Origin of the sequence: Mesorhizobium sp. IMUNJ 23232, assembly GCF_044326205.1 — a bacterium.
Classification (GTDB): Bacteria; Pseudomonadota; Alphaproteobacteria; order Rhizobiales; family Rhizobiaceae; genus Kumtagia.
Genome location: NZ_JBIRCY010000028.1, coordinates 69,923 through 89,837 on the forward strand (window position 1 = coordinate 69,923; position 19,915 = coordinate 89,837).

General features: G+C 64.4%; 21 protein-coding genes. 17 read left to right on the forward strand and 4 right to left on the reverse strand.

Annotated features, from left to right (window positions below):
- Positions 1 to 28 precede the first annotated feature (28 nt).
- From ACH196_RS20365 to ACH196_RS20430, 14 genes are all read left to right on the forward strand, one after another.
- On the forward strand, positions 29 to 232 hold the full coding sequence (locus ACH196_RS20365; RefSeq protein ID WP_396648755.1) for a hypothetical protein: 204 nt from the start codon (positions 29 to 31) through the stop codon (positions 230 to 232).
- Complete coding sequence (locus tag ACH196_RS20370) at positions 229 to 2,241, forward strand: hydantoinase/oxoprolinase N-terminal domain-containing protein (protein ID WP_396648756.1); 2,013 nt, start codon at positions 229 to 231, stop codon at positions 2,239 to 2,241. Before ACH196_RS20365 ends, ACH196_RS20370 begins: the two co-directional genes overlap by 4 nt.
- Before the next feature lie 140 nt (positions 2,242 to 2,381).
- Positions 2,382 to 4,556: a malate synthase G gene (locus ACH196_RS20375; protein WP_396648757.1), complete on the forward strand. Its 2,175-nt coding sequence runs from the start codon at positions 2,382 to 2,384 to the stop codon at positions 4,554 to 4,556.
- A 286-nt stretch (positions 4,557 to 4,842) separates the two neighbouring features.
- Positions 4,843 to 5,535: a tRNA (adenosine(37)-N6)-threonylcarbamoyltransferase complex dimerization subunit type 1 TsaB gene (gene tsaB / locus ACH196_RS20380; protein WP_396648758.1), complete on the forward strand. Its 693-nt coding sequence runs from the start codon at positions 4,843 to 4,845 to the stop codon at positions 5,533 to 5,535.
- Positions 5,535 to 6,029, forward strand: coding sequence for a ribosomal protein S18-alanine N-acetyltransferase (rimI, locus tag ACH196_RS20385; RefSeq protein WP_396648787.1), 495 nt, complete (start codon positions 5,535 to 5,537; stop codon positions 6,027 to 6,029). The genes tsaB and rimI overlap by 1 nt, the downstream gene beginning before the upstream one ends.
- Before the next feature lie 303 nt (positions 6,030 to 6,332).
- Positions 6,333 to 7,133, forward strand: coding sequence for a lysophospholipid acyltransferase family protein (locus ACH196_RS20390; RefSeq protein ID WP_396648759.1), 801 nt, complete (start codon positions 6,333 to 6,335; stop codon positions 7,131 to 7,133).
- A 55-nt stretch (positions 7,134 to 7,188) separates the two neighbouring features.
- Positions 7,189 to 8,592: a tRNA (N6-isopentenyl adenosine(37)-C2)-methylthiotransferase MiaB gene (gene miaB / locus ACH196_RS20395; protein ID WP_396648760.1), complete on the forward strand. Its 1,404-nt coding sequence runs from the start codon at positions 7,189 to 7,191 to the stop codon at positions 8,590 to 8,592.
- A gap of 68 nt (positions 8,593 to 8,660) precedes the next feature.
- Entirely contained in the window at positions 8,661 to 9,656 is a 996-nt protein-coding gene (locus ACH196_RS20400; protein WP_396648788.1) for a PhoH family protein, read from the forward strand.
- 12 nt (positions 9,657 to 9,668) lie between these two features.
- The gene (gene ybeY / locus ACH196_RS20405) at positions 9,669 to 10,181 is read left to right on the forward strand and encodes an rRNA maturation RNase YbeY (protein WP_396648761.1); all 513 of its coding nucleotides are present in this window, start codon (positions 9,669 to 9,671) and stop codon (positions 10,179 to 10,181) included.
- Positions 10,182 to 10,208: 27 nt separating this feature from the next.
- Positions 10,209 to 11,270 carry a hemolysin family protein gene (locus tag ACH196_RS20410; protein ID WP_396648762.1) on the forward strand — a complete coding sequence of 354 codons (1,062 nt, stop codon included), beginning with the start codon at positions 10,209 to 10,211 and terminating at the stop codon, positions 11,268 to 11,270.
- Positions 11,271 to 11,313: 43 nt separating this feature from the next.
- Positions 11,314 to 12,072 carry a molybdopterin-synthase adenylyltransferase MoeB gene (locus ACH196_RS20415; RefSeq protein WP_396648763.1) on the forward strand — a complete coding sequence of 253 codons (759 nt, stop codon included), beginning with the start codon at positions 11,314 to 11,316 and terminating at the stop codon, positions 12,070 to 12,072.
- Positions 12,069 to 12,551 carry a GNAT family N-acetyltransferase gene (locus tag ACH196_RS20420; RefSeq protein WP_396648764.1) on the forward strand — a complete coding sequence of 161 codons (483 nt, stop codon included), beginning with the start codon at positions 12,069 to 12,071 and terminating at the stop codon, positions 12,549 to 12,551. Before ACH196_RS20415 ends, ACH196_RS20420 begins: the two co-directional genes overlap by 4 nt.
- Entirely contained in the window at positions 12,548 to 13,804 is a 1,257-nt protein-coding gene (locus tag ACH196_RS20425) for an aconitase X (RefSeq protein ID WP_396648765.1), read from the forward strand. Before ACH196_RS20420 ends, ACH196_RS20425 begins: the two co-directional genes overlap by 4 nt.
- On the forward strand, positions 13,801 to 14,229 hold the full coding sequence (locus ACH196_RS20430; RefSeq protein ID WP_396648766.1) for an aconitase X swivel domain-containing protein: 429 nt from the start codon (positions 13,801 to 13,803) through the stop codon (positions 14,227 to 14,229). The genes ACH196_RS20425 and ACH196_RS20430 overlap by 4 nt, the downstream gene beginning before the upstream one ends.
- A gap of 47 nt (positions 14,230 to 14,276) precedes the next feature.
- On the opposite strand, the gene ACH196_RS20435 is transcribed toward ACH196_RS20430, so the two are convergent.
- The gene (locus ACH196_RS20435; RefSeq protein ID WP_396648767.1) at positions 14,277 to 15,266 is read right to left on the reverse strand and encodes an MBL fold metallo-hydrolase; all 990 of its coding nucleotides are present in this window, start codon (positions 15,264 to 15,266) and stop codon (positions 14,277 to 14,279) included.
- Between the two features lie 88 nt (positions 15,267 to 15,354).
- The gene (locus tag ACH196_RS20440; RefSeq protein WP_396648768.1) at positions 15,355 to 16,356 is read right to left on the reverse strand and encodes a 2-hydroxyacid dehydrogenase; all 1,002 of its coding nucleotides are present in this window, start codon (positions 16,354 to 16,356) and stop codon (positions 15,355 to 15,357) included.
- 162 nt (positions 16,357 to 16,518) lie between these two features.
- Here ACH196_RS20440 and ACH196_RS20445 point away from each other — a divergent pair, with 162 nt between their 5' ends.
- Positions 16,519 to 17,079 carry an SH3 domain-containing protein gene (locus ACH196_RS20445; protein WP_396648769.1) on the forward strand — a complete coding sequence of 187 codons (561 nt, stop codon included), beginning with the start codon at positions 16,519 to 16,521 and terminating at the stop codon, positions 17,077 to 17,079.
- Between the two features lie 9 nt (positions 17,080 to 17,088).
- Here the strand turns inward: ACH196_RS20445 and ACH196_RS20450 are convergent, their stop codons facing one another.
- On the reverse strand, positions 17,089 to 17,442 hold the full coding sequence (locus ACH196_RS20450) for a DUF4260 domain-containing protein (protein ID WP_396648770.1): 354 nt from the start codon (positions 17,440 to 17,442) through the stop codon (positions 17,089 to 17,091).
- Between the two features lie 25 nt (positions 17,443 to 17,467).
- Positions 17,468 to 17,893, reverse strand: coding sequence for an iron response transcriptional regulator IrrA (irrA, locus tag ACH196_RS20455; RefSeq protein WP_396648771.1), 426 nt, complete (start codon positions 17,891 to 17,893; stop codon positions 17,468 to 17,470).
- Between the two features lie 240 nt (positions 17,894 to 18,133).
- Between irrA and fabA the strand changes: the two genes are divergently transcribed.
- Positions 18,134 to 18,652 carry a 3-hydroxyacyl-[acyl-carrier-protein] dehydratase FabA gene (gene fabA / locus ACH196_RS20460; RefSeq protein ID WP_396648772.1) on the forward strand — a complete coding sequence of 173 codons (519 nt, stop codon included), beginning with the start codon at positions 18,134 to 18,136 and terminating at the stop codon, positions 18,650 to 18,652.
- Positions 18,653 to 18,688: 36 nt separating this feature from the next.
- Positions 18,689 to 19,909, forward strand: coding sequence for a beta-ketoacyl-ACP synthase I (gene fabB, locus ACH196_RS20465; protein WP_396648773.1), 1,221 nt, complete (start codon positions 18,689 to 18,691; stop codon positions 19,907 to 19,909).
- Positions 19,910 to 19,915: the final 6 nt, after the last annotated feature.

The window sequence follows — 19,915 nt, forward strand, 5'->3', positions numbered from 1 at the left end:
GACCGCCTCCCGCTATCGACTGCTCTTGATGCTGCCTCTTTCCCGTCTTGCCGTTGCGCTTGTCATCACCTCCGTCGCGTTGGTCGAAGCCGGCTGCGCGCGCCGGGCGGCTTCCCCCGTGCCGGCTGCGGACCTGTCGCAGGGAGACGTATCGGCCGACGAAAAACCCGAACCGCTGCCGCCGGGCGTAAAACCGCTGACGGTCGAGCAGGAGGAAATGATCGCGCAATGACATCGACGACAGCGCCGGCGCTATATCTGGGCATCGACACCGGCGGCACATACACGGACGCCGTGCTTTGGTCGGAGACAACTGGCGTCGCCGCCAAGGCCAAGGCGCTGACCACCCGGCATGATCTTGCGGTCGGGATCGGCGGCGCGGTCGATGCAGTGCTGGAAAAGGCCGGCACCGATCCGAAGTCGATCAAGCTTGTCTCCATGTCGACGACGCTTGCAACCAATGCATTGGTCGAAGGGCAGGGCGGCCGGGTCGCACTGGTGATGATCGGTTTTGCGCCCGCCGACCTGACGCGCGACGGGCTGGAAAAGGCGCTTGGCGGCGATCCGCTGGTCGTCTGCGAAGGCGGCCACGATGTCCACGGCAACCCTCGGACGCTTGATCTCACGGCACTTGAGGCCGGGCTTCCGACGCTTTCAGCCACCGTGTCGGGTTTCGCCATCTGCGCCTATTTTGCGACGCGCAACCCGGCGCACGAGCTCTTGGCGCGCGATCTGATCCGGGAACGCACCGGCCTGCCGGTGACCGCCAGCCACGAGCTTTCGTCGAAACTCGGCGGGCCGCGCCGCGCTCTGACGACGCTGCTCAACGCAAGGCTGATCTCCATGATCGACCGGCTTGTTGCGGCCACCGAAGGATTCCTGGAGCAGCGCGGCATCGCCGCGCCGCTGATGGTGGTGCGTGGCGACGGCGCGCTGGTGTCTGCGGGTTTCGCGCGGCAGCGGCCGATCGAGACGATTCTTTCGGGACCGGCTGCCAGCCTCGTCGGCGCGCGCCATATGACCGGCCTCGACAATGCCGTCGTCTCCGACATCGGCGGCACCACCACCGATGTCGCGGTGTTGGACAAGGGCCGGCCGCGGCTCGATCCGGAAGGTGCGACCGTCGGCGGCTTTCGCACCATGGTCGAGGCTGTCGCAATGCGCACTTTCGGCTTGGGCGGCGATTCCGAGGTGCGCCTGGAGGAAGGCGCGCTGACCCCAAAAATATTGCTCGGACCGCGCCGGCTCGTGCCGCTGGCGCTGGCCGGCCAAGCGCATGGCGAGGCGGTGACAAAACATCTGGAGCGGCAGTTGCGCGCGCCCAATCCCGGCCGCATGGACGGCCGTTTTGCCCTGCGCACCGGCGTGCCGGAGCGGCTGGCGGCCGGCCTGACCGGGCCGGAGCAGAAACTCTATGACGGCATCGGCACCGTGCCGCTGCCGCTCGACACGCTGCTGACGTCCACGGCGCAGATGGCGACGCTGAACCGGCTGGTGTCGCGCGGGCTGGTGCATGTCTGCGGCTTCACGCCCTCGGACGCCGCCCACACGCTCGGACGGCAGGCAAACTGGGACGCGTTTTCCGCGCGCCTCGGGGCCGAACTGTTCGCCAGGCGTCGCGACGGACGCGGCCAGCCGATCGCCGAGACGCCGGAAGCGCTTTCGGAGCGCGTGCTCGTCGCCGTCACTCGGCTTTCCGCCGAAGTCATATTGGAGACTGCCTTTGCCGAGGACGGCCTGGACGGCGCGGCGACGGTGGCCCATGCGCTGGTGCAGCGCGCCGTGGATGGCCGCGAAGGCATCGCGCGGTTTACGGTGGCGCTGGACCGCCCGGTGATTGGATTGGGCGCTTCCGCGCCGCTGCACTATGCGGATTTGCCGGCCCTTGTCGGCAATGGCTGCATCGTGCCTGAAGATACCGATGTCGCCAACGCGCTGGGCGCCGTGGTCGGCCAAGTCCGCGTCTCGGCGGAAGCACTGGTCAGCCAGCCCAAGGAAGGACTTTTCCGCCTGTCGGCCGGCGACATTTTACGCGACTTCACCGATGAAAATGCCGCCGTCTCCACTGCCGAAGAGAAAGTGCGCGAACTGGCGTCCGAACGCGCGAAAATCGCCGGCACCGACATGGCGGAGGTCGCGGTTTCGCGTGATATCCGAATCTCGACCATCGAAGGTCAGCGCATGTTCATAGAGGCGCGTATCGTCGCCGTGGCCACGGGCCGCCCGCGCATCGCGGCGTGACAATTGCCTCCCGATCGGGGGCGTTCGTCAGCCGCGACGCCTGCGGCCCTTTCTAAGCCGCTTGGTGAATTGACCATCCGGTTGCGGCGTGCCAAAGCCCGGAAACCCAAGACGAAAACGGACCGCAAGGACTTTTTGAGATGACGGATTTCATCCCGGTCGCCGGACTGCGTGTCAACCGCATTCTGCACGATTTCGTGGTTGGCGAGGCGCTGCCGGGCACCGGCGTCGAGGGTGGAGCGTTCTGGGATGGACTTTCGGCGCTGGTCGAAGACCTCGCGCCGAGGAACCGCGCGCTGCTTGCGAAGCGCGACGCGTTGCAGGACAGGATCGACGCCTGGCATCGCGACAATGGCGCGCCTGTCGACCTTGCCGCCTATCGCGCTTTCCTGACCGAGATCGGCTACCTCCTTCCCGAGGGGCCGGACTTCAGAATCTCGACGCAAAACGTCGACCCCGAGATCGCCGAAATCGCCGGGCCGCAGCTTGTCGTGCCGGTGATGAATGCGCGTTATGCGCTGAATGCCGCCAATGCGCGCTGGGGTTCGCTCTACGATGCGCTCTATGGCACGGACGCGATTCCCGATGCGGACGGTGTCGAGAAGGGTAAGGGCTACAATCCGAAGCGCGGCGCCAAGGTCGTCGCCTGGGCGCGGAAATTCCTCGACGAGAGCGTGCCGCTCGATGGCGCAAGTTGGAGCGATGCCAAGGCGTTTGCGGTGAGCGATCGCAAGCTTGCCATCTCGCTGCTTGATGGCCGTTCCACCGGACTCAAGGATACGCAAAAATTCGCCGGCTATCTCGGCGAACCAGGCGCGCCCGGCCAGTTCCTGCTCAGGAACAACGGCCTCCTGATCGAGGTGTTGGTCGACGCAACTTCGCCGATCGGCAAGGACGATCCGGCGCATATTTCGGACGTCTGGATTGAGTCGGCGATCACCACCATCATGGATTGCGAGGATTCAGTCGCGGCCGTCGACGCTGAGGACAAGGTGTTGGTCTACCGCAACTGGCTCGGCCTGATGAAGGGCGATCTCGCGGAAGACGTCACCAAGGGCGGCAAGACGTTTACGCGAAAACTTAATCCGGACCTCGACTACCTGGCGCCGGATGGCTCGACTTTCCTGGCAAAATGCCGTTCGCTGATGCTGGTGCGCAATGTCGGCCACCTGATGACCAATCCGGCGATCCTGCTTCCCGATGGCAGCGAGATGCCGGAAGGCATGATGGACGCCGCCATAACCGCGCTGATCGCGCTGCACGACATCGGCCCGAACGGCCGCCGCGCCAACTCGCGCGCTGGGTCGATGTACATCGTCAAGCCGAAGATGCATGGCCCGGAGGAAGTCGCCTTCGCTGTCGAGATTTTTTCGCGCGTTGAAAAGTTGCTCGGCATTGCCGAAAACACCATCAAGATGGGCATCATGGACGAGGAGCGGCGCACCACCGTCAACCTCAAGGAAGCGATCCGCGCGGCGAAAGACCGCGTCGCCTTCATCAACACCGGTTTCCTCGACCGCACCGGCGACGAGATCCACACCTCGATGGAAGCTGGGCCGATGATCCGCAAGGGCGACATGCGCCAGGCGCCGTGGATATCGGCCTATGAGAACTGGAACGTCGACATCGGGCTCGCCTGTGGGCTCGAGGGCCGCGCCCAGATCGGCAAGGGCATGTGGGCGATGCCGGACCTGATGGCGGCGATGCTGGAGCAGAAGATCGCGCATCCGAAGGCCGGTGCCAACACGGCCTGGGTGCCGTCGCCGACGGCCGCCACCCTGCACGCCACGCACTATCACAAGGTTGATGTGCACGCCGTGCAGGAGACCTTGAAGAGCCGGCCCCGCGCAAAGCTCGACGATATCCTTTCGGTGCCCGTCGCCATTCGTCCGAATTGGACGCCGGAGGAAGTCCAGCACGAGCTGGACAACAATGCGCAAGGCATCCTGGGTTATGTCGTGCGCTGGATCGACCAGGGCGTCGGCTGTTCGAAAGTGCCTGATATCCACGATGTCGGCCTGATGGAGGACCGCGCCACGCTGCGCATCTCGTCCCAGCACATCGCCAACTGGCTGCATCACGGCGTGTGCTCGCAGTCGCAGGTGATGGCGACGATGAAACGCATGGCCGGCGTCGTCGACCGCCAGAACGCCCACGATCCGCACTACCGGCCGATGGCGCCGTATTTCGACGAGTCGATTGCCTTCCTGGCTGCCTGCGACCTGGTGTTCAAGGGTGTATCGCAGCCGAATGGCTATACGGAACCGGTTCTGCACGCACGGCGGCTGGAGTTGAAAGCGACGGCTTCAGCCTGAGCGAGACCTTATCGGCGGGAAACATATCCCGTATCGTTGTATTGATGGCATTCTTTCGCACCCCCCTCTGTCCTGCCGGACATCTCCCCCTCAAGGGAAGAGATTGGCCGACCGCTTGTATTTCGCCAATCACCAACGTTGCAAGGCGAGTGGCAAGGCTGACGCCGCCAATCTCCCCCCTTGACGGGGAGATGTCCGGCAGGACAGAGGGGGGTGCGAAGGAACGCTGGCCTACCCGCCGAAGGGCTGGCTCATATCGGCTGAATGTCGAACTGGCTTCCCGTCCATGATCCTCCTCGCCATCGACTGTTCGGCCAATCTTTGCGCCGCTTGCGTCTACGACGCTTCGGCGGACTGCGAGTTTAGCCGTTCGGTGCTCGACCTGGGCAAGGGTCACGCCGAACATCTGATCGCGGTGGTCGATGCGGCACTCGCCGCCGCCGGCAAGACATATGCGAACCTCGGCGCCATCGCCGTCTCGGTAGGACCCGGCTCCTTCACCGGCATCCGTGTGGCTGTCTCCGCGGCCCGTGGCTTTGCGCTTGCCCTCGGCATTCCGGCGATAGGGGTGAATACGCTGGAGGCGCTGGCGATGGAGGCGAGGGCTCACATTGGCGCCAGCAAAGTGATGGCGGTGCTTGGCGGCGCAGCGGGAAATGCCCCGGCTACGGTCCAGATGGCCGTTTACGATGAATTCGGACACGAGGTATATGCTCCCTCGATTATGGGTGCGGGGGACGCAACGGAATTGGCATTGCGGCGCGGCGCGGCGCTGGCCGGCACCGCCGCGCGGGCCGTCGCTGCGCTGTCTAGCGGCCGTCTGTGCATAGCGCTGGAAAGCGCCACCGCTGACATCGCCACCTATGCGCGGATTGCCGCGGCGAAGGGCGCTTCCGGCGGCAGGCCGAGCCCGCTCTACCTCCGCGAGCCCGATGCAAAGCCGCAGGCTGGTTTTGTCCTGCCTCGGCGGGAGGAATGATGCGTATCCCGTTCCTGGCGCCACGCCAGCGCGAGTTCTCGATCGCGCCACTTTCTTCCGACGATCTGGCTGCCGTCGCGGCGATCCACCGTGAGGATTTTTCCCGTCCCTGGGGTGACGGCGAATTCGCCGGGCTGCTGGCGCAGGATACCGTCTTCGGCTTCGCGGCGCGCGAAGTAGGCCATGGGGCGGAGGCTCCGGTCGGTTTCGTGCTGGCGCGGTTGGCGGCGGGAGAAGGCGAGATCCTGACGGTGGCCGTCGCCCGCTCGCACCGGCGGCTCGGTCTCGGCTGGCAATTGATGGACGCTGTGCTGCGCGAGCTGCATGCGCGGCGCGCCGAGGCGTTGTTCCTGGAAGTCGACGAATCGAATGCGGCCGCCATCGCACTCTATCGCCGGCTCGGATTTCTGAAGGTCGGACGCCGCCCGAACTATTACGCCAACGACAAGGGACCGGCGGCCGGCGCGCTTGTCATGCGCCGTGATCTTCGTTAAGCCTTCCCTGCCGGATCGGACACAATTCTGTCGCATTGCTTCCCGTCAGGACTTTTGGCTTCAGCCGCAAAACCCGCCTCCGGGCGTTGTCAAGGTCGAGACCATCATTCCTGACCTGAAGCTTTTCGACACAAGCCTTTCTCGGTCGGGTTTTCTGCCTCGCGAATGGTTTGACGGTAGCTTCGGCTAGGTTCTGCACCGCCCGCGTCGCATTTTCCCCGGCCTTGAAACGTCGAACTGCGTCCGGTCCGGCACCGGGCTTCCAGCCGCTGCGGCTGCAATCCGACGGAGCAGCGGCGCACTATGATCGGAACGGTCCGGACGGTTCTGGCGCTGACGGTCGTGGCGCTGACGACGCTTGTTCTCGCGCCCCTCCAGATGTTTTGCCTGAAGACCCGCCTCTGCCGCGGACGCCGTTTGCTGCGGTTCTGGCACAAGGTCGCCACCCGGATGCTCGGCATACGCATCCGCGTCTTCGGCGGCGCCGCGCCCGGCCGTCCGCTGATGATCGCCGCCAACCACGTCTCCTGGCTCGACATCACCGTGCTTGCGGCGGTCGCCGAAGTATCCTTCATCGCCAAGTCAGAGATGTCGGGATGGCCGATCTTCGGCTGGTTCTCGCGCATGCAGCGTTCCGTCTATGTTGAACGCGACCGCCGCCGCAAATCCGGCGACCAGGCCAGCGAGATCGCGGTGCGGCTCGCCGACGGCGACGTCATGGTGCTGTTCGCCGAGGGCACCACCGGCGACGGCAACCAGATCCTGCCGTTCAAGACCACGCTGTTCGGCGCTGCGTCGATGATGCTGTCGGCGAGCAGACATGACGAGATGTGGATTCAGCCCGTGGCGTTGGCCTACACAAGACTGCAGGGCCTGCCGATGGGCCGGCAGTATCGCGGGTTGGCGGCGTGGATCGGCGACGAGGACCTTGTGCCGCATCTCGGCGCGGTGCTGCGCGAGGGCGCGATGGACGTCGAGGTGCATTTCGGCGAGCCTGTTTTGTTCACTGCGAAGAGCAACCGCAAGGAGGTTGCCCGCCTGACCGAGGAGCGCGTGCGAAAAATGCTGTCGGCGGCGCTGGCCAATCCGGCGCCGCATCTTTGAACCACCGGCGCGTGCGGTCTGTCCTTCGCCGCAAAAAGGCGCTAGAAGCCCGGCAATGGAGCATATCGAGATCGACCGCGCGGCCAAACCGGTAGTCGGAACCGGCGCGCAACCGCAGGGCGGCAAGAAGGTTTTCGTCAAGACCTATGGCTGCCAGATGAACGTCTACGACTCCCAGCGCATGACCGATGCACTGGCCGCCGACGGCTATTCCGCGACCGAGCGGATGGAAGAGGCCGACCTCGTCCTGCTCAACACCTGCCACATCCGCGAGAAGGCGGCTGAAAAGGTCTATTCCGAACTCGGCCGCATCCGCGAGGTCAAGCGCGAGCGGGAGAAGGCGGGCGCCGAAATGATGATCGGCATCGCCGGCTGCGTCGCCCAGGCCGAAGGCCGCGAGATCATTCGCCGCGCGCCCGTCGTCGACCTGGTGATCGGCCCACAAACCTATCATCGGCTGCCCGATGCACTGCGCAAGGCACGGTCTGGCGAGAAGGTCGTGGAGACCGATTACGCCGTCGAGGACAAGTTCGAGCACCTGCCGCAGCCGCGCCGCGCGGAAATCGCCAAGCGCGGGGTCACCGCGTTCCTGTCCGTGCAGGAAGGCTGCGACAAGTTCTGCACCTTCTGCGTGGTTCCCTATACGCGTGGTTCAGAAGTGTCGCGCCCGGTCCGGCAGATCGTCGCCGAGGCGGAGAAGCTTGCGGCGGCGGGCGTACGCGAGATCACGCTGCTCGGCCAGAACGTCAACGCCTGGCATGGCGAGGGTCCGGACGGCGCGGAATGGGGGCTGGGGCGCCTGCTGTTCCGGCTGGCGGAAATCCCCGGCGTGGCGCGGCTGCGCTACACCACCAGCCATCCGCGCGACATGGACGACGAATTGATCGCGGCGCATCGCGACCTGACCGAACTGATGCCCTATCTGCATCTGCCGGTGCAGTCGGGCTCCGATCGCATTCTGAAAGCCATGAACCGCCGCCACAAGGCAGCCGACTATTTTGAGCTGATTGAGCGGATTCGCGCGGCCCAGCCGGACATCGCCATGTCTGGCGACTTCATCGTCGGCTTTCCCGGCGAGACCGACGCGGATTTCGAGGCGACGCTCGATCTGGTGCGATCGGTGCGTTACGCGCAGGCCTTCTCGTTCAAATATTCGCCGCGTCCCGGCACGCCGGGCGCCGAGATGAAGGGCCACCTGCCGGAAGCGGTCAAGGATGAACGTTTGCAGCGTCTCCAGGCGCTTCTTGCGGAACACCAGCACGATTTCACGCAAAGCCGCGTCGGCATGCGTTTCGACGTGCTGATCGAAAAACCCGGCCGCCGTGCGGGGCAACTGGCCGGTAGATCGCCATGGCTGCAGCCGGTCATTGTTGATGAAACCGCCGGCGAAATAGGCGACATTGTTCCGGTGCGAATCGCCCGGATGGAAGGCACCACGCTATTCGCCGCGGTTTTGTAGATTCCAGAGAGGAGAGACGTTTGGTCGCCACCGCAGATCTGAAGCAGGCCCCCGCGGGGGCGTCGGATATGGCGCACATCGTCCTGACCTTCGACAACAACAAGCTCGCCAGCGCGCTCTACGGGCAGTTCGACGAAAATCTCGCCAGGCTCGAGCAGAAGCTCGGCGTCGACATCCGTTCGCGCGGCAACCAGGTTGCGATCAAGGGCAGCGCGGCGGCCGCCGAGCAGGCGCAGCGCGCGCTGGATAATCTCTACGGCATCCTGCAGACCGGCGCCAACATTGCCCAGTCGGATGTCGATGGGGCGATCCGCATGGCGATTGCCGCAGACGACCAGTTGACCTTGCCGACGCTGGAACGCAAGGGCAAGATGGCGGCCGCGCAGATCGCTACCCGCAAGCGCACCATCTATGCACGCTCGCTCAACCAGGACGCCTATATGCGCGCCCTGGAACGCTCCGAACTGGTGTTCGGCATCGGTCCCGCTGGCACCGGCAAGACGTATCTCGCGGTCGCGCATGCGGCGATGCTTCTGGAGCGCGGCATGGTCGAGCGCATCATCCTGTCGCGGCCGGCTGTCGAAGCAGGGGAGCGGCTCGGCTTCCTGCCGGGCGACATGAAGGAGAAGGTCGATCCCTATCTCAGGCCGCTCTACGACGCGCTCTACGACATGATGCCGGCCGACAAGGTCGAGCGGGCGCTGACCGCCGGCGTCATCGAGATCGCGCCGCTGGCCTTCATGCGCGGCCGCACGCTGGCGCATTCCGCGGTCATCCTCGATGAGGCGCAGAACACCACGCCGATGCAGATGAAGATGTTCCTGACGCGTCTCGGCGAGAATTCGCGCATGATCGTCACCGGCGATCCGACGCAGATCGACCTGCCGCCGCAGACGAAGTCCGGCCTGGTCGAGGCGCTGCGCATACTGGACGGCGTCGCCGGCGCCGTGATCGTCCGCTTCGGTGATGTCGACATCGTCCGCCATCCGCTGGTGGCGGAGATCGTGCGCGCCTACGACCGAGACGCCAAACTGTCGCGCGGGCTTGGCGTCGGCGAAAACTGAACGACGGGAAACATGGCCCGATCGAGCAAGAAGCGGTCGGCGACCTCCGCCGTCGCCGTCACCATCGACGTTTCCGTCGAGGCCGGCGCATGGCCATCCGAGGAAGCCCTGGGCGCGCTGGCCGCCTATGCCGTCGAGGCGGCGATCGCGGAGGCCGGCGGCCACGCGGCGCAGCCGGTCGAACTCAGCCTGATGTTCACCGACGATGCGCACATCCAGGTGCTGAACGCCGAATGGCGCGGCAAGGACAAGCCGACCAACGTGCTGTCTTTTCCGGCATTTCCGACGAAGATCGGCGACACGCTGCCGCCGATGCTCGGCGACATCGTGCTGGCTTTCGAGACGGTGAAAAACGAGGCCTCACTGGAAGGAAAACCCTTCGAACACCATATCACCCATCTCATCGTCCATGGCCTGCTGCATCTGATGGGCCACGACCATGAGACGGACGGGGAAGCCGAGGTGATGGAGGAGCTTGAGCGCCGGGCGCTGGCTAGGCTTGCCATTCCCGATCCCTACGCGTAACAGAAAGCGTCCAACGACCGGAACGAGATGAACGACACCCCCGAGACTGCCGCCGGCCCCGAGACGGGCAGCGTCAGGAAAACGACGGATCAGGCCGAGGAAGGGCCGAGTCCGAGTACGACCGCCCCAGCGGCTCCCGAACGCCCCTCTTTCATAGACTGGCTGTCGACGCTTTTCCGGGCTCGCAACGGCAGTAGCCTGCGCGAGAACCTGACCGATGCGCTAGCCGAGAGCGACACCGACGCCGAGGCGTTCTCGCCGGCTGAGCGGGCGATGCTCAACAACATATTGCGGCTGCGCGAGGTGCGGGTCGAGGACGTGATGGTGCCGCGCGCCGATATCGAGGCAGTCGAGATATCGATCACGCTCGGCGACCTGCTCAATGTGTTCGAACAGTCCGGCCATTCGCGCATGCCCGTGTACTCCGGCACGCTCGACGACCCGCGCGGCATGGTCCACATCCGCGACGTGCTGGCGCATATCACCCGCGCCGGCCGCGCCAAGAAAACGCGTGCGACGCGGAAGCCGCCTGCAGCCGCGGGGCCGCTCGATCTGGCCAATGTCGACCTTGCCCGCTCGATCGGCGAACTCAATCTCATCCGCACCGTGCTGTTCGTGCCGCCGTCGATGCTGGCGTCCGACCTGATGGCGCGCATGCAAGCGTCGCGCACGCAGATGGCGCTGGTGATCGACGAATATGGCGGCACCGACGGGCTCGCCTCGCTCGAGGACATCGTCGAGATGGTCGTCGGCGACATCGAGGACGAGCACGACGAGGAAGAGCCGCTGATCACCCAGGCCGGCGAGGGCGTCTATATTGTCGATGCCAAGGCCGAGATCGACGATGTCGCAAAAATGATCGGCAGCGATTTTGCGCCGGGCGAGCATGGCGAATATGTCGACACGATCGGTGGCCTGATCTTCAACGCGCTCGGCCGCGTGCCGGCGCGCGGCGAGGTGGTGCAGGCCGTGCCCGGCTTCGAATTCCATGTGCTCGACGCCGATCCGCGCCGCGTCAAGCGCGTGCGTATCGTGGAGGTGAAGAGCGAGCGCCGGCGGCGTGCCGCCAAGACAGAGCCGACGGAATAGGCGACCGGTTTTAATCCTGCCTGCGCCGGACTATCTTCCATCGATGACCGCAGCAGCCTTCACCCCCGACGAACTCGAACGCTACGCACGCCACATCGTGCTGCCGGAGATTGGCGGCCCGGGGCAGCAGAAATTGAAACGCGCCCGCGTGCTGGTGATCGGCGCGGGCGGGCTCGGCGCACCGGTGCTGCAATATCTGGCGGCCGCGGGCGTCGGCACGCTGGGCGTGGTCGACGCCGACACTGTTTCACTCTCCAATCTGCAAAGGCAGGTCATCCACGACACCGGCTCGGTCGGCGAGGCCAAGAACGCGAGTGCTGCGCGCTCCATCGCCCGCATCAATCCGAATGTCACGGTCGAGGTCCATGATTTCCGCATCACCGCGGATAACGCGCGCGAACTGGTCCGACGCTATGACGTGGTTGCCGACGGCTCGGACAATTTCGACACGCGCTATGCGGTGGCCGATGCCTGCGCGGCGGAAGAAAAACCGCTGGTGCATGCCGCCGTCGGCCGCTTCGATGGCTCGCTGACCGTGCTGAAGCCATTCGAGACCGGTGCTGACGGGCGGCGCAATCCATCCTATCGCGACCTTTTCCCGGAACCGCCGCCCGCAGGCATGGTGCCTTCCTGCGCCGAAGCCGGCGTGCTCGGCGCACTGACCGGGGTCATCGGTACGCTCCAGGCGCTGGAAGTGATCAAGCTGGTCGCCGGCATCGGCGAGCCGCTGGTCGGACGGCTGCTGCTCTACGATGCGCTCGGCGCTCAGTTCGACACGATCCGCTACAAAGCTTCCAAATGAGTGACTATGTCACCGTCGCGCAATTGCCGCCGGATTTTGACGACTGGGACGGGCTACTGGCGCTGATCCGTCGCGCCTTCGCCTACATGGACGGCGTCATCGATCCGCCCTCGTCGGTGCATTTGCTGACGCCGGAGTTACTGTGCGACAAGGCGCGGGCAGAAACGATTTTCCTCGCATTTCAAGGTCAACGGCTCGTTGGCTGCGTGGCGCTTAACGATCGCGGCGACTGTCTCTACCTCGGCAAGCTGGCGGTCGATCCCGATGTCCAGGGCCATGGCATAGGCCGCCGCCGGCTGGATGCCGCTGAGCAGTTCGCCTGCGCCCAAGGCAGGCGAATGATCGAGCTTCAAACGCGCGTCGAGCTGAGCGGCAACCACAAAACCTTCGCGCGGCTGGGTTTTGTCGAGACCGGGAGCAGCGCACATGCCGGTTACGATCGCCCGACATCGATCACCATGCGCAAGTCGCTGGCATGAGCCTGATCCTGACTGATGACGAGCGGGCTATTGCCGGCGGGCGCGACGGCGAAGGCGCGGCGATGGCGATGCGTATCGTCGCCGAGAGCGCTCGGCTGCTTGCCGCGCCGCGGCTGATCCCGATTGAATCGGCCCATATCGACGGTGCGCTTTATCACGGCGATTCCGGCACGCTGTTTGCTGAGAGCCTGGTCGAAGGCGGGGCGAAAGTCGCGGTGCGCTCGACCCTCAATGTCGGCGCGCTGGACCTGATAGGCTGTTCGCGAGTGCGGCTGGAAGAGCCGGCGCGCGGCATGGCGCGGCGCATGATGTATGCCTATCGCAGGTTGGGCTGCGAGCCGAGTTGGACCTGCGCGCCCTATCAGGCCGGACATCGACCGGCCTTCGGCACGAATGTGGCATGGGGCGAATCGAACGCGGTGGTCTTTTGCAATTCCGTGCTCGGCGCGCGCACCAATCGTTATGGAGATTTTCTGGATATCGCCTGCGCGATAGCAGGCCGGGCGCCGGATTGCGGGCTGCACTGGGTGAAGAATCGGAAGGCGCGGCTGGTGTTCGATGTCGGCGGGCTTTCGCCGGCATTCATGAAGTCGGAAATCGCATGGCCGGTGCTGGGCAGCCTTTTTGGGCGCGAGGTCGGTGACACGGTCGGCGTGGTCGCCGGTGTCGATGCGCATCCCGGTGAGGACGCCCTGAAGGCGTTTGGCGCGGCGGCAGCTTCGACCGGCGCCGTCGGGCTTTTCCACATCGTCGGCGTGACGCCTGAAGCGCCTGACCTTGCCACCGCGCTGGGACATATGCCCGCGGAAGCGACGATCGTGGTGACGGAACAGATGGTGCGCGACGCGCAGGCGCGACTCTCGACGGCGACCGGAGCGGATCGCGTCGACGCAGTTGCCATCGGCAGTCCCCATCTGTCGCTGGCCGAAGTGGGTCGTCTGGAAGTGCTTGTCGCCGGCCGAAAGCTAACAGTTCCGCTCTACGCCTGCACGGGCCGCCACGTGCTCACCGCGCTGGAAAAGGATGGCCGCCGCAAGGCGCTGGAAAAGGCAGGTGTCGTCATCGTCGCCGACACCTGCGTCGTCGTCACGCCGATCCTGCCCAAACGGGACGGCGGGGTGCTGATGACCAATTCGGGAAAATTCGCGCAATATGCGCCGGGCAATACCGGTTATGCCGTGCTCTACGGCTCGATGGCTGATTGCGTCGAAAGCGCTGTCGCCGGCCGGCCGGTTTTCGGGTTCCGATCATGACGCCGCAGCGCGAGACGATTTTCGCTCGTGGTGAGGTACTGGTTGCCGGGGCTGCCGGCCAGGGCGAGGCGCTGGTGCTGACGGCGCCGATCAGTTTCTGGGGTGGCGTCGACCCTGCAAGCGGCCGCATCGCCGATGTCCGCCATCCCCAGTACGGCCTGACGATCGCGGGCAAGGTGCTGTTCCTGCCGGGCACGATCGGTTCGTCCTCGGCCTCCGCCGTGCTGCTCGAACTTGTGCATAGCGGCCACGAGCCGGCGGCGATCGTGCTGCATGAACCCGACGCGATCCTGCTGCTTGGCCTCATCGTGGCGCGCGAAATGGGCTGGGAAACGCCAATGGCGGTCAAGCTGGAACGCGAGCGGTTCGAAGCGTTTCGCGGCCTGATGACCAGAGTCGGCGACGACGGCGTGATTTCAGCCTGATTGTCGCAACCTGAAAGCACCGGAACCTCATCCGCGTTGTGCCGTCCTCAGAACCGCCACTTCATCCCTTGCTCGGGGATGATGAAATTCACGCCGAGATCATTGCCCGCCTGCAATTCCCCAAGAATTTTCTCTTGCGGCGACGGCCCTTTCTTCAGCGAATATTTTATGTGGCTGATCACCACGGGCAGGTCCTTGAGGCTGCCCTTTCCCGTTTTCTCTTCCAGTCCGTGCAGCGATCTCAGTAGCCAGGCCGGCGTAAGGTGACCGAACAGGAATTTGTCGGGCTGCGCATTGGTGTAGGACACCTCGATGATGATGGCCTTGAGCTGCTTTTGCCGCACCTTGTCGGCGACGGCGGTCCAGATATCGGCGATTCTCGTCGATTTCTCGACCGTGTCCGGCCCGGTGTCGCCGAAACAGAGCAGCGCGTCGTCGCCGCTCTCGATTAAGAAGGCGGTGGATTCCACGCCGCCATGGCTGAGCGGGAAAGCGGTGACGCTCATGCCGGTCCCTGTAAGCTCGACCTTATCGGAGGCCTGCAGGTCGCGGTATTCGTATTTCTTGAGTTGCGGTTCCTTGCCCCGGTTGCCGAAATTGGGCCAGGCCTCCCAGTTGAAATAGGTCTCCTCGATGTCGCTGTTCACCGACGGCAGGGCGTAGATCGGCTTCTTGCCGTCGTCGGGCGAGGCGGCGATGAGGCCGGCGATGTGGTCGAGATGGGCATGGCTGATCAGATAACCCTTGATCTGCTCGACCAGCACGTAGCCGACCCGTGTGTAGGGCGAATCGGCCGGTACGGCCACGCCGTCGAAGACGCCCTTGGCATCCGCGACGCGAAGCCCCGCGACCATCGCGCCGGCGTCGCAGGTCACGGCGCGTGGATCGCCATGCGGCGAGATCATATAGGCGCTGAGATTGCCGTCCTCGATGCCGCCGCGCGCGCCAAGCGTCACGACATCGAAGCCCTGGCCCGCGTAGGCCGTAGCGGGCAGGGTAAGGGATGCCGCGAGCGCCAGCAAAGCCGTTCGATTCATGAGATTTCCCTCTGGGTTGCGAACACGGATGCCATAGCGTCCGCTCATGACGCCATGGTGTAGGGCAAGACACAAAGAGATGCCGGCGCTACGTCCTGTCCGGCAGCACGCGATCTGGCGGGCGATGGCCGTCGAAGAAGGTGCGGATGTTGATGATCACCTTTTCGCCCATGTCGATGCGGCCCTCGATGGTGGCGGAGCCCATATGCGGCAGGATGACCACCTTGCCCTTGGCCGCCAGCTTCACCAGACGCGGGTTGACCGCGGGCTCGTGCTCGAACACGTCAAGCCCGGCGCCGGCGAGCTTGCTGTCCTGCAGCATCTTGATCAATGCCTCCTCGTCGATCAGGTCGCCGCGCGCCGTGTTGACGATGTAGCTGGTCGGCTGCATCAGCGCGAGGCGGCGGGCCGACAAAAGATGGAAGGTCGCCGGCGTCGACGGGCAGTTGATGGAGATGATGTCCATGCGCGCCAGCATCTGGTCGAGGCTTTCCCAGTAGGTCGCCTCAAGCTCGTCCTCGACGCTTTGCAGGGCGCGGTGGCGGTTGTGGTAGTGGATGGACAGGCCGAAGGCCTTTGCGCGGCGTGCCACCGCCGTGCCGATGCGGCCCATGCCGATGATGCCCAGGCGCTTTCCGGTGAAGCGGCGGCCCAGCATCCAGGTCGGCGACCAGCCCGCCCATTTCGCCGGATGCTCCAGTATGTTGGCGCCTTCCGCAAGCCGCCGGGGAACGGCGAGCATCAGCGCCATGGTCATGTCGGCCGTGTCCTCGGTCAGCACGCCGGGTGTGTTGGTGACCGTGATCCCTTTTCTGGTCGCGGCCTCCACGTCGATCTTGTCGACGCCATTGCCGAAATTGGCGATCAGCTTGAAATTCTTGCCGGCCTGCTCGATCAGCGGCGCGTCGATGCGGTCGGTGACGGTGGGCACCAGCACGTCCGCTTCCTTTATGGCCGCGACAAGTTCGGCCTGGGTCATTGCACGGTCGTCGACGTTCAGCCGTGCGTCGAAAAGCTCGCGCATGCGCGTCTCGACCTGGTCCGGGAGCTTGCGGGTAATCACGACGAGAGGCTTTTTCTTGCCCGCCATTGTTTCCTCGAATCCGGGTCCCGTTGAGACCTCTTTAACCAAGACAGGCGAAACTTGATGCCGGTCGAGGCGCGACAGCCTGTGTAACAAGCGGTCGGGCCGATGACAAAGAAAAAGGCGCCGCGCGGCAAGCGCGTCCGCGCTGCATGCAGAGGTACGAGAGTGTCTGGTCCAGTGTCGTTTCGCGCCGCCGCCGTGGCTGCACTGCTTGCTTTGTCTTTCCTGACGCCAGCCGGCGGTGCTGCGCTTGCGCAAGGCGCCGTAATTCAAAGCGCATCGCAGGGCGCCAGCGGCTTGCCGTTGCCCCGCTTCGTCAGCCTCAAGTCGGGGCGGGTGAATTCCCGTATAGGACCCGGCGTCAACTATCCGATCGACTGGATGTATCTGAAGCCTGGCCTGCCGATGGAGATAGTGCAGGAATATGACAACTGGCGGCGCGTCCGCGATTCTGACGGAAGCGAGGGCTGGATCAACCAGTCGCTGCTCTCAGGCAAGCGCACCGCGATCGCCGCGCCGTGGCAGCGCGGCAAGGATGCCAGGATCGATCTGCTCTCCGAACCAAGGCCAGATGCAGGCAAGGTCGCGGCGATAGAGCCCGGCGTGGTCGGCACCATCAAGGAATGCAATGGCGACTGGTGCCGGATGGTTTTTGCCGGCCACACCGGCTGGCTCAACCAGACGCTGGTATGGGGCGCTTATCCCGGCGAGACGATCAAGGACTGATTGCCGGGTTCAGCCCCGGCCGATCCGGCCGAGATGCGTATCCTGGAACGATGTTGGCAATTTGAGCCCGTATCCAAGCGCGCGGTCGACCGCAATGTGGAAGACCCAGACAAGGGCGATTTGCATGACGATGTTACTGTCCGCGACCCAGGCGATTCCGGCGAGCACTGTTGGTCCTATCAGCGTATGCACCAGATTGTAGGCGAAAGCACCGACGCGAGGTCCGGCCAGATAGCCGAACATCGAAAGGTCAGGCGCCAGCACCAGAACCGCGAACAGCAGCCAAGAACCGCCCATGGTCGTGAAGACTGCTGCCGCCACCAAGGCAATGCACGCCCACTCGATCCTGAGCGTGGCGTCCATCCATCGGGGAAACTGCATTTAGCGATTAGACGTCGGACTTCCGGCGCAGGCGCACGACCACGTCGACGTTCACGATTTCCATGCCTTCCGGCGGCTCGGGAAGGTCGCTGACCTTGATCGGACCGGACATGATGTCGAAGACGGTGTTTTCGCCCTCGATGAAGAAATGGTGGTGGTCGGACGTGTTGGTGTCGAAATAGGTCTTCGATCCCTCGACGGCGAGGATGCGAAGCAGCCCGGCTTCCGTGAACTGATGCAGCGTGTTGTAGACCGTCGCCAGCGAAACCGGCACGCCCACGGCGAGCGCTTCCTCATGAAGAAGTTCGGCCGAGAGATGGCGGTCACCCTTGGCGAACAGCAGATCGGCAAGTGCCACGCGCTGCCGCGTCGGGCGGAGACCGGCCCGGCGCACGCGTTCGTCTATGCTCAATGTGCTGTTTGACGACTTCATCGTCCCGCCAAATTCTACCCCGGTTGTCGTCGCATGCTTCACCAAAGTGGCAAATATGCGCTCAAAACCTTAAGAGCATATATTCGGTTGTCCGCGTTCGATCAATAGCCGTGCATTGACCGGGCAGGGCCGGCAGGCTAAGCGCTAACGTCGATTTCCGGGTTGAAACGGTTCGTGATGCCGCTTCTGTAAATGACAAAGGTGCAGCCGGGCGCCAGAGATGAACCAAGGGCGGAACTGATGGCAGCAGCGGCGAAATCCAGCTACGACTATGAAGACCTGCTGGCCTGCGCGCGCGGCGAACTGTTCGGTCCGGGCAATGCGCAACTGCCCTATCCGCCGATGCTGATGTTCGACCGCATCACCGAGATCAGCGAGACCGGCGGCGCCTATGACAAGGGTTTCATCCGCGCCGAGTTCGACATCAAGCCGGACCTGTGGTTCTTCGCCTGCCACTTCATCGGCAATCCCATCATGCCGGGCTGCCTTGGGCTTGACGCCATGTGGCAGATGACCGGCTTTTATCTCGGCTGGCTGGGCGAGCCCGGCAAGGGCATGGCGCTGTCGACCGGCGAAGTGAAGTTCAAGGGCATGGTCACGCCTTCGGTGAAGAAGGTGGAATACGGCGTGGATTTCAAGCGGGTCATGCGCGGACGCCTGGTGCTCGGCATCGCCGACGGCTGGTTGAAGGCCGATGGCGAGCCCATATACGCGGCGACCGACCTCAAGGTCGGCCTGTCCAAGCAGTCCGCCGCCTGACCGGCCGGACGCATCGAATTTAGCGAGGATCGCATCATGAGACGTGTCGTCGTCACGGGCTTGGGGATCGTCTCCTCGATCGGCAACAACGCTAATGAAGTGCAGGCGTCGCTGCACGACGCCAAATCCGGCATCAGCTTTTCGGAATCCTTCGCCGAGCATGGATTCCGCTGCCAGGTCTGGGGGGCGCCGACGCTCGACCCGACCGACATGGTCGACCGCCGCGCCCTGCGTTTCCTGCACAAGGGCGGCGCGTGGAATCACGTCGCGATGCAGCAGGCGATCGTCGATGCGGGGCTGGAAGAGAGCGACATCACCAACGAGCGCACCGGCATCATCATGGGTTCCGGCGGGCCGTCGACCAAGACGATCGTGGAAGCCGCCGAAACGACGCTGAAGAACAACAGTCCCAAGCGTATCGGCCCGTTCGCCGTGCCGAAGGCGATGTCGTCGACGGCATCGGCGACTCTCGCCACCTGGTTCAAGATCCATGGCGTCAACTATTCGATCTCGTCGGCCTGCTCGACCTCGGCGCATTGCATCGGCAATGCCGCCGAAATGATCCAGTGGGGCAAGCAGGACGTGATGTTCGCCGGCGGCCACGAGGATCTCGACTGGACCATGTCCGACCTGTTCGACGCCATGGGCGCCATGTCGTCGAAATTCAACGACCGCGCCTCCACCGCCTCGCGGGCCTACGATATCAACCGCGACGGCTTCGTCATCGCCGGCGGCGCCGGCGTGCTGGTGCTGGAGGAACTGGAGCACGCCAAGGCGCGCGGCGCGAAGATCTACGCCGAGATCGTCGGTTATGGCGCCACCTCCGACGGCTACGACATGGTTGCGCCGTCGGGTGAAGGCGCGGTCCGCTGCATGAAGCAGGCGATCGCCACGGTGAAAACGCCCATCGACTACATAAACACCCACGGCACGTCGACGCCGGTCGGCGATTCCCGCGAGATGGGCGCGATCCGCGAGGTGTTTGGCACGGAAATGCCCTACATCACTTCGACGAAGTCGCTGACCGGACACTCGCTCGGTGCGGCCGGCGTGCAGGAATCGATCTATTCGATCCTGATGATGCAGGGCGGCTTCATTGGCAAGAGCGCCCATATCGAAGAACTCGATCCCGAATTCGAAGGCATGCCGATCGTCCGCGAGCGCATCGACAATGCCAAGATCGATACGGTGCTGTCGAATTCCTTCGGTTTTGGCGGCACCAATGCGACGCTGGTCTTCCAGCGTTTCGCCGCTTAGGCCGCC

Coding starts and splice junctions, on each gene's coding strand:
- ACH196_RS20435 (WP_396648767.1), bottom strand. CDS start 15,266: ATGAATCGAACGGCTTTGCTGGCGCTCGCGGCATCCCTTACCCTGCCC.
- ACH196_RS20430 (WP_396648766.1), top strand. CDS start 13,801: ATGACGCCGCAGCGCGAGACGATTTTCGCTCGTGGTGAGGTACTGGTT.
- tsaB (WP_396648758.1), top strand. CDS start 4,843: ATGATCCTCCTCGCCATCGACTGTTCGGCCAATCTTTGCGCCGCTTGC.
- ACH196_RS20415 (WP_396648763.1), top strand. CDS start 11,314: ATGACCGCAGCAGCCTTCACCCCCGACGAACTCGAACGCTACGCACGC.
- ACH196_RS20365 (WP_396648755.1), top strand. CDS start 29: ATGCTGCCTCTTTCCCGTCTTGCCGTTGCGCTTGTCATCACCTCCGTC.
- ACH196_RS20450 (WP_396648770.1), bottom strand. CDS start 17,442: ATGGACGCCACGCTCAGGATCGAGTGGGCGTGCATTGCCTTGGTGGCG.
- irrA (WP_396648771.1), bottom strand. CDS start 17,893: ATGAAGTCGTCAAACAGCACATTGAGCATAGACGAACGCGTGCGCCGG.
- ACH196_RS20375 (WP_396648757.1), top strand. CDS start 2,382: ATGACGGATTTCATCCCGGTCGCCGGACTGCGTGTCAACCGCATTCTG.
- ACH196_RS20410 (WP_396648762.1), top strand. CDS start 10,209: ATGAACGACACCCCCGAGACTGCCGCCGGCCCCGAGACGGGCAGCGTC.
- miaB (WP_396648760.1), top strand. CDS start 7,189: ATGGAGCATATCGAGATCGACCGCGCGGCCAAACCGGTAGTCGGAACC.
- fabB (WP_396648773.1), top strand. CDS start 18,689: ATGAGACGTGTCGTCGTCACGGGCTTGGGGATCGTCTCCTCGATCGGC.
- ybeY (WP_396648761.1), top strand. CDS start 9,669: ATGGCCCGATCGAGCAAGAAGCGGTCGGCGACCTCCGCCGTCGCCGTC.
- fabA (WP_396648772.1), top strand. CDS start 18,134: ATGGCAGCAGCGGCGAAATCCAGCTACGACTATGAAGACCTGCTGGCC.
- ACH196_RS20425 (WP_396648765.1), top strand. CDS start 12,548: ATGAGCCTGATCCTGACTGATGACGAGCGGGCTATTGCCGGCGGGCGC.
- ACH196_RS20400 (WP_396648788.1), top strand. CDS start 8,661: ATGGCGCACATCGTCCTGACCTTCGACAACAACAAGCTCGCCAGCGCG.
- ACH196_RS20420 (WP_396648764.1), top strand. CDS start 12,069: ATGAGTGACTATGTCACCGTCGCGCAATTGCCGCCGGATTTTGACGAC.
- ACH196_RS20370 (WP_396648756.1), top strand. CDS start 229: ATGACATCGACGACAGCGCCGGCGCTATATCTGGGCATCGACACCGGC.
- ACH196_RS20440 (WP_396648768.1), bottom strand. CDS start 16,356: ATGGCGGGCAAGAAAAAGCCTCTCGTCGTGATTACCCGCAAGCTCCCG.
- rimI (WP_396648787.1), top strand. CDS start 5,535: ATGCGTATCCCGTTCCTGGCGCCACGCCAGCGCGAGTTCTCGATCGCG.
- ACH196_RS20390 (WP_396648759.1), top strand. CDS start 6,333: ATGATCGGAACGGTCCGGACGGTTCTGGCGCTGACGGTCGTGGCGCTG.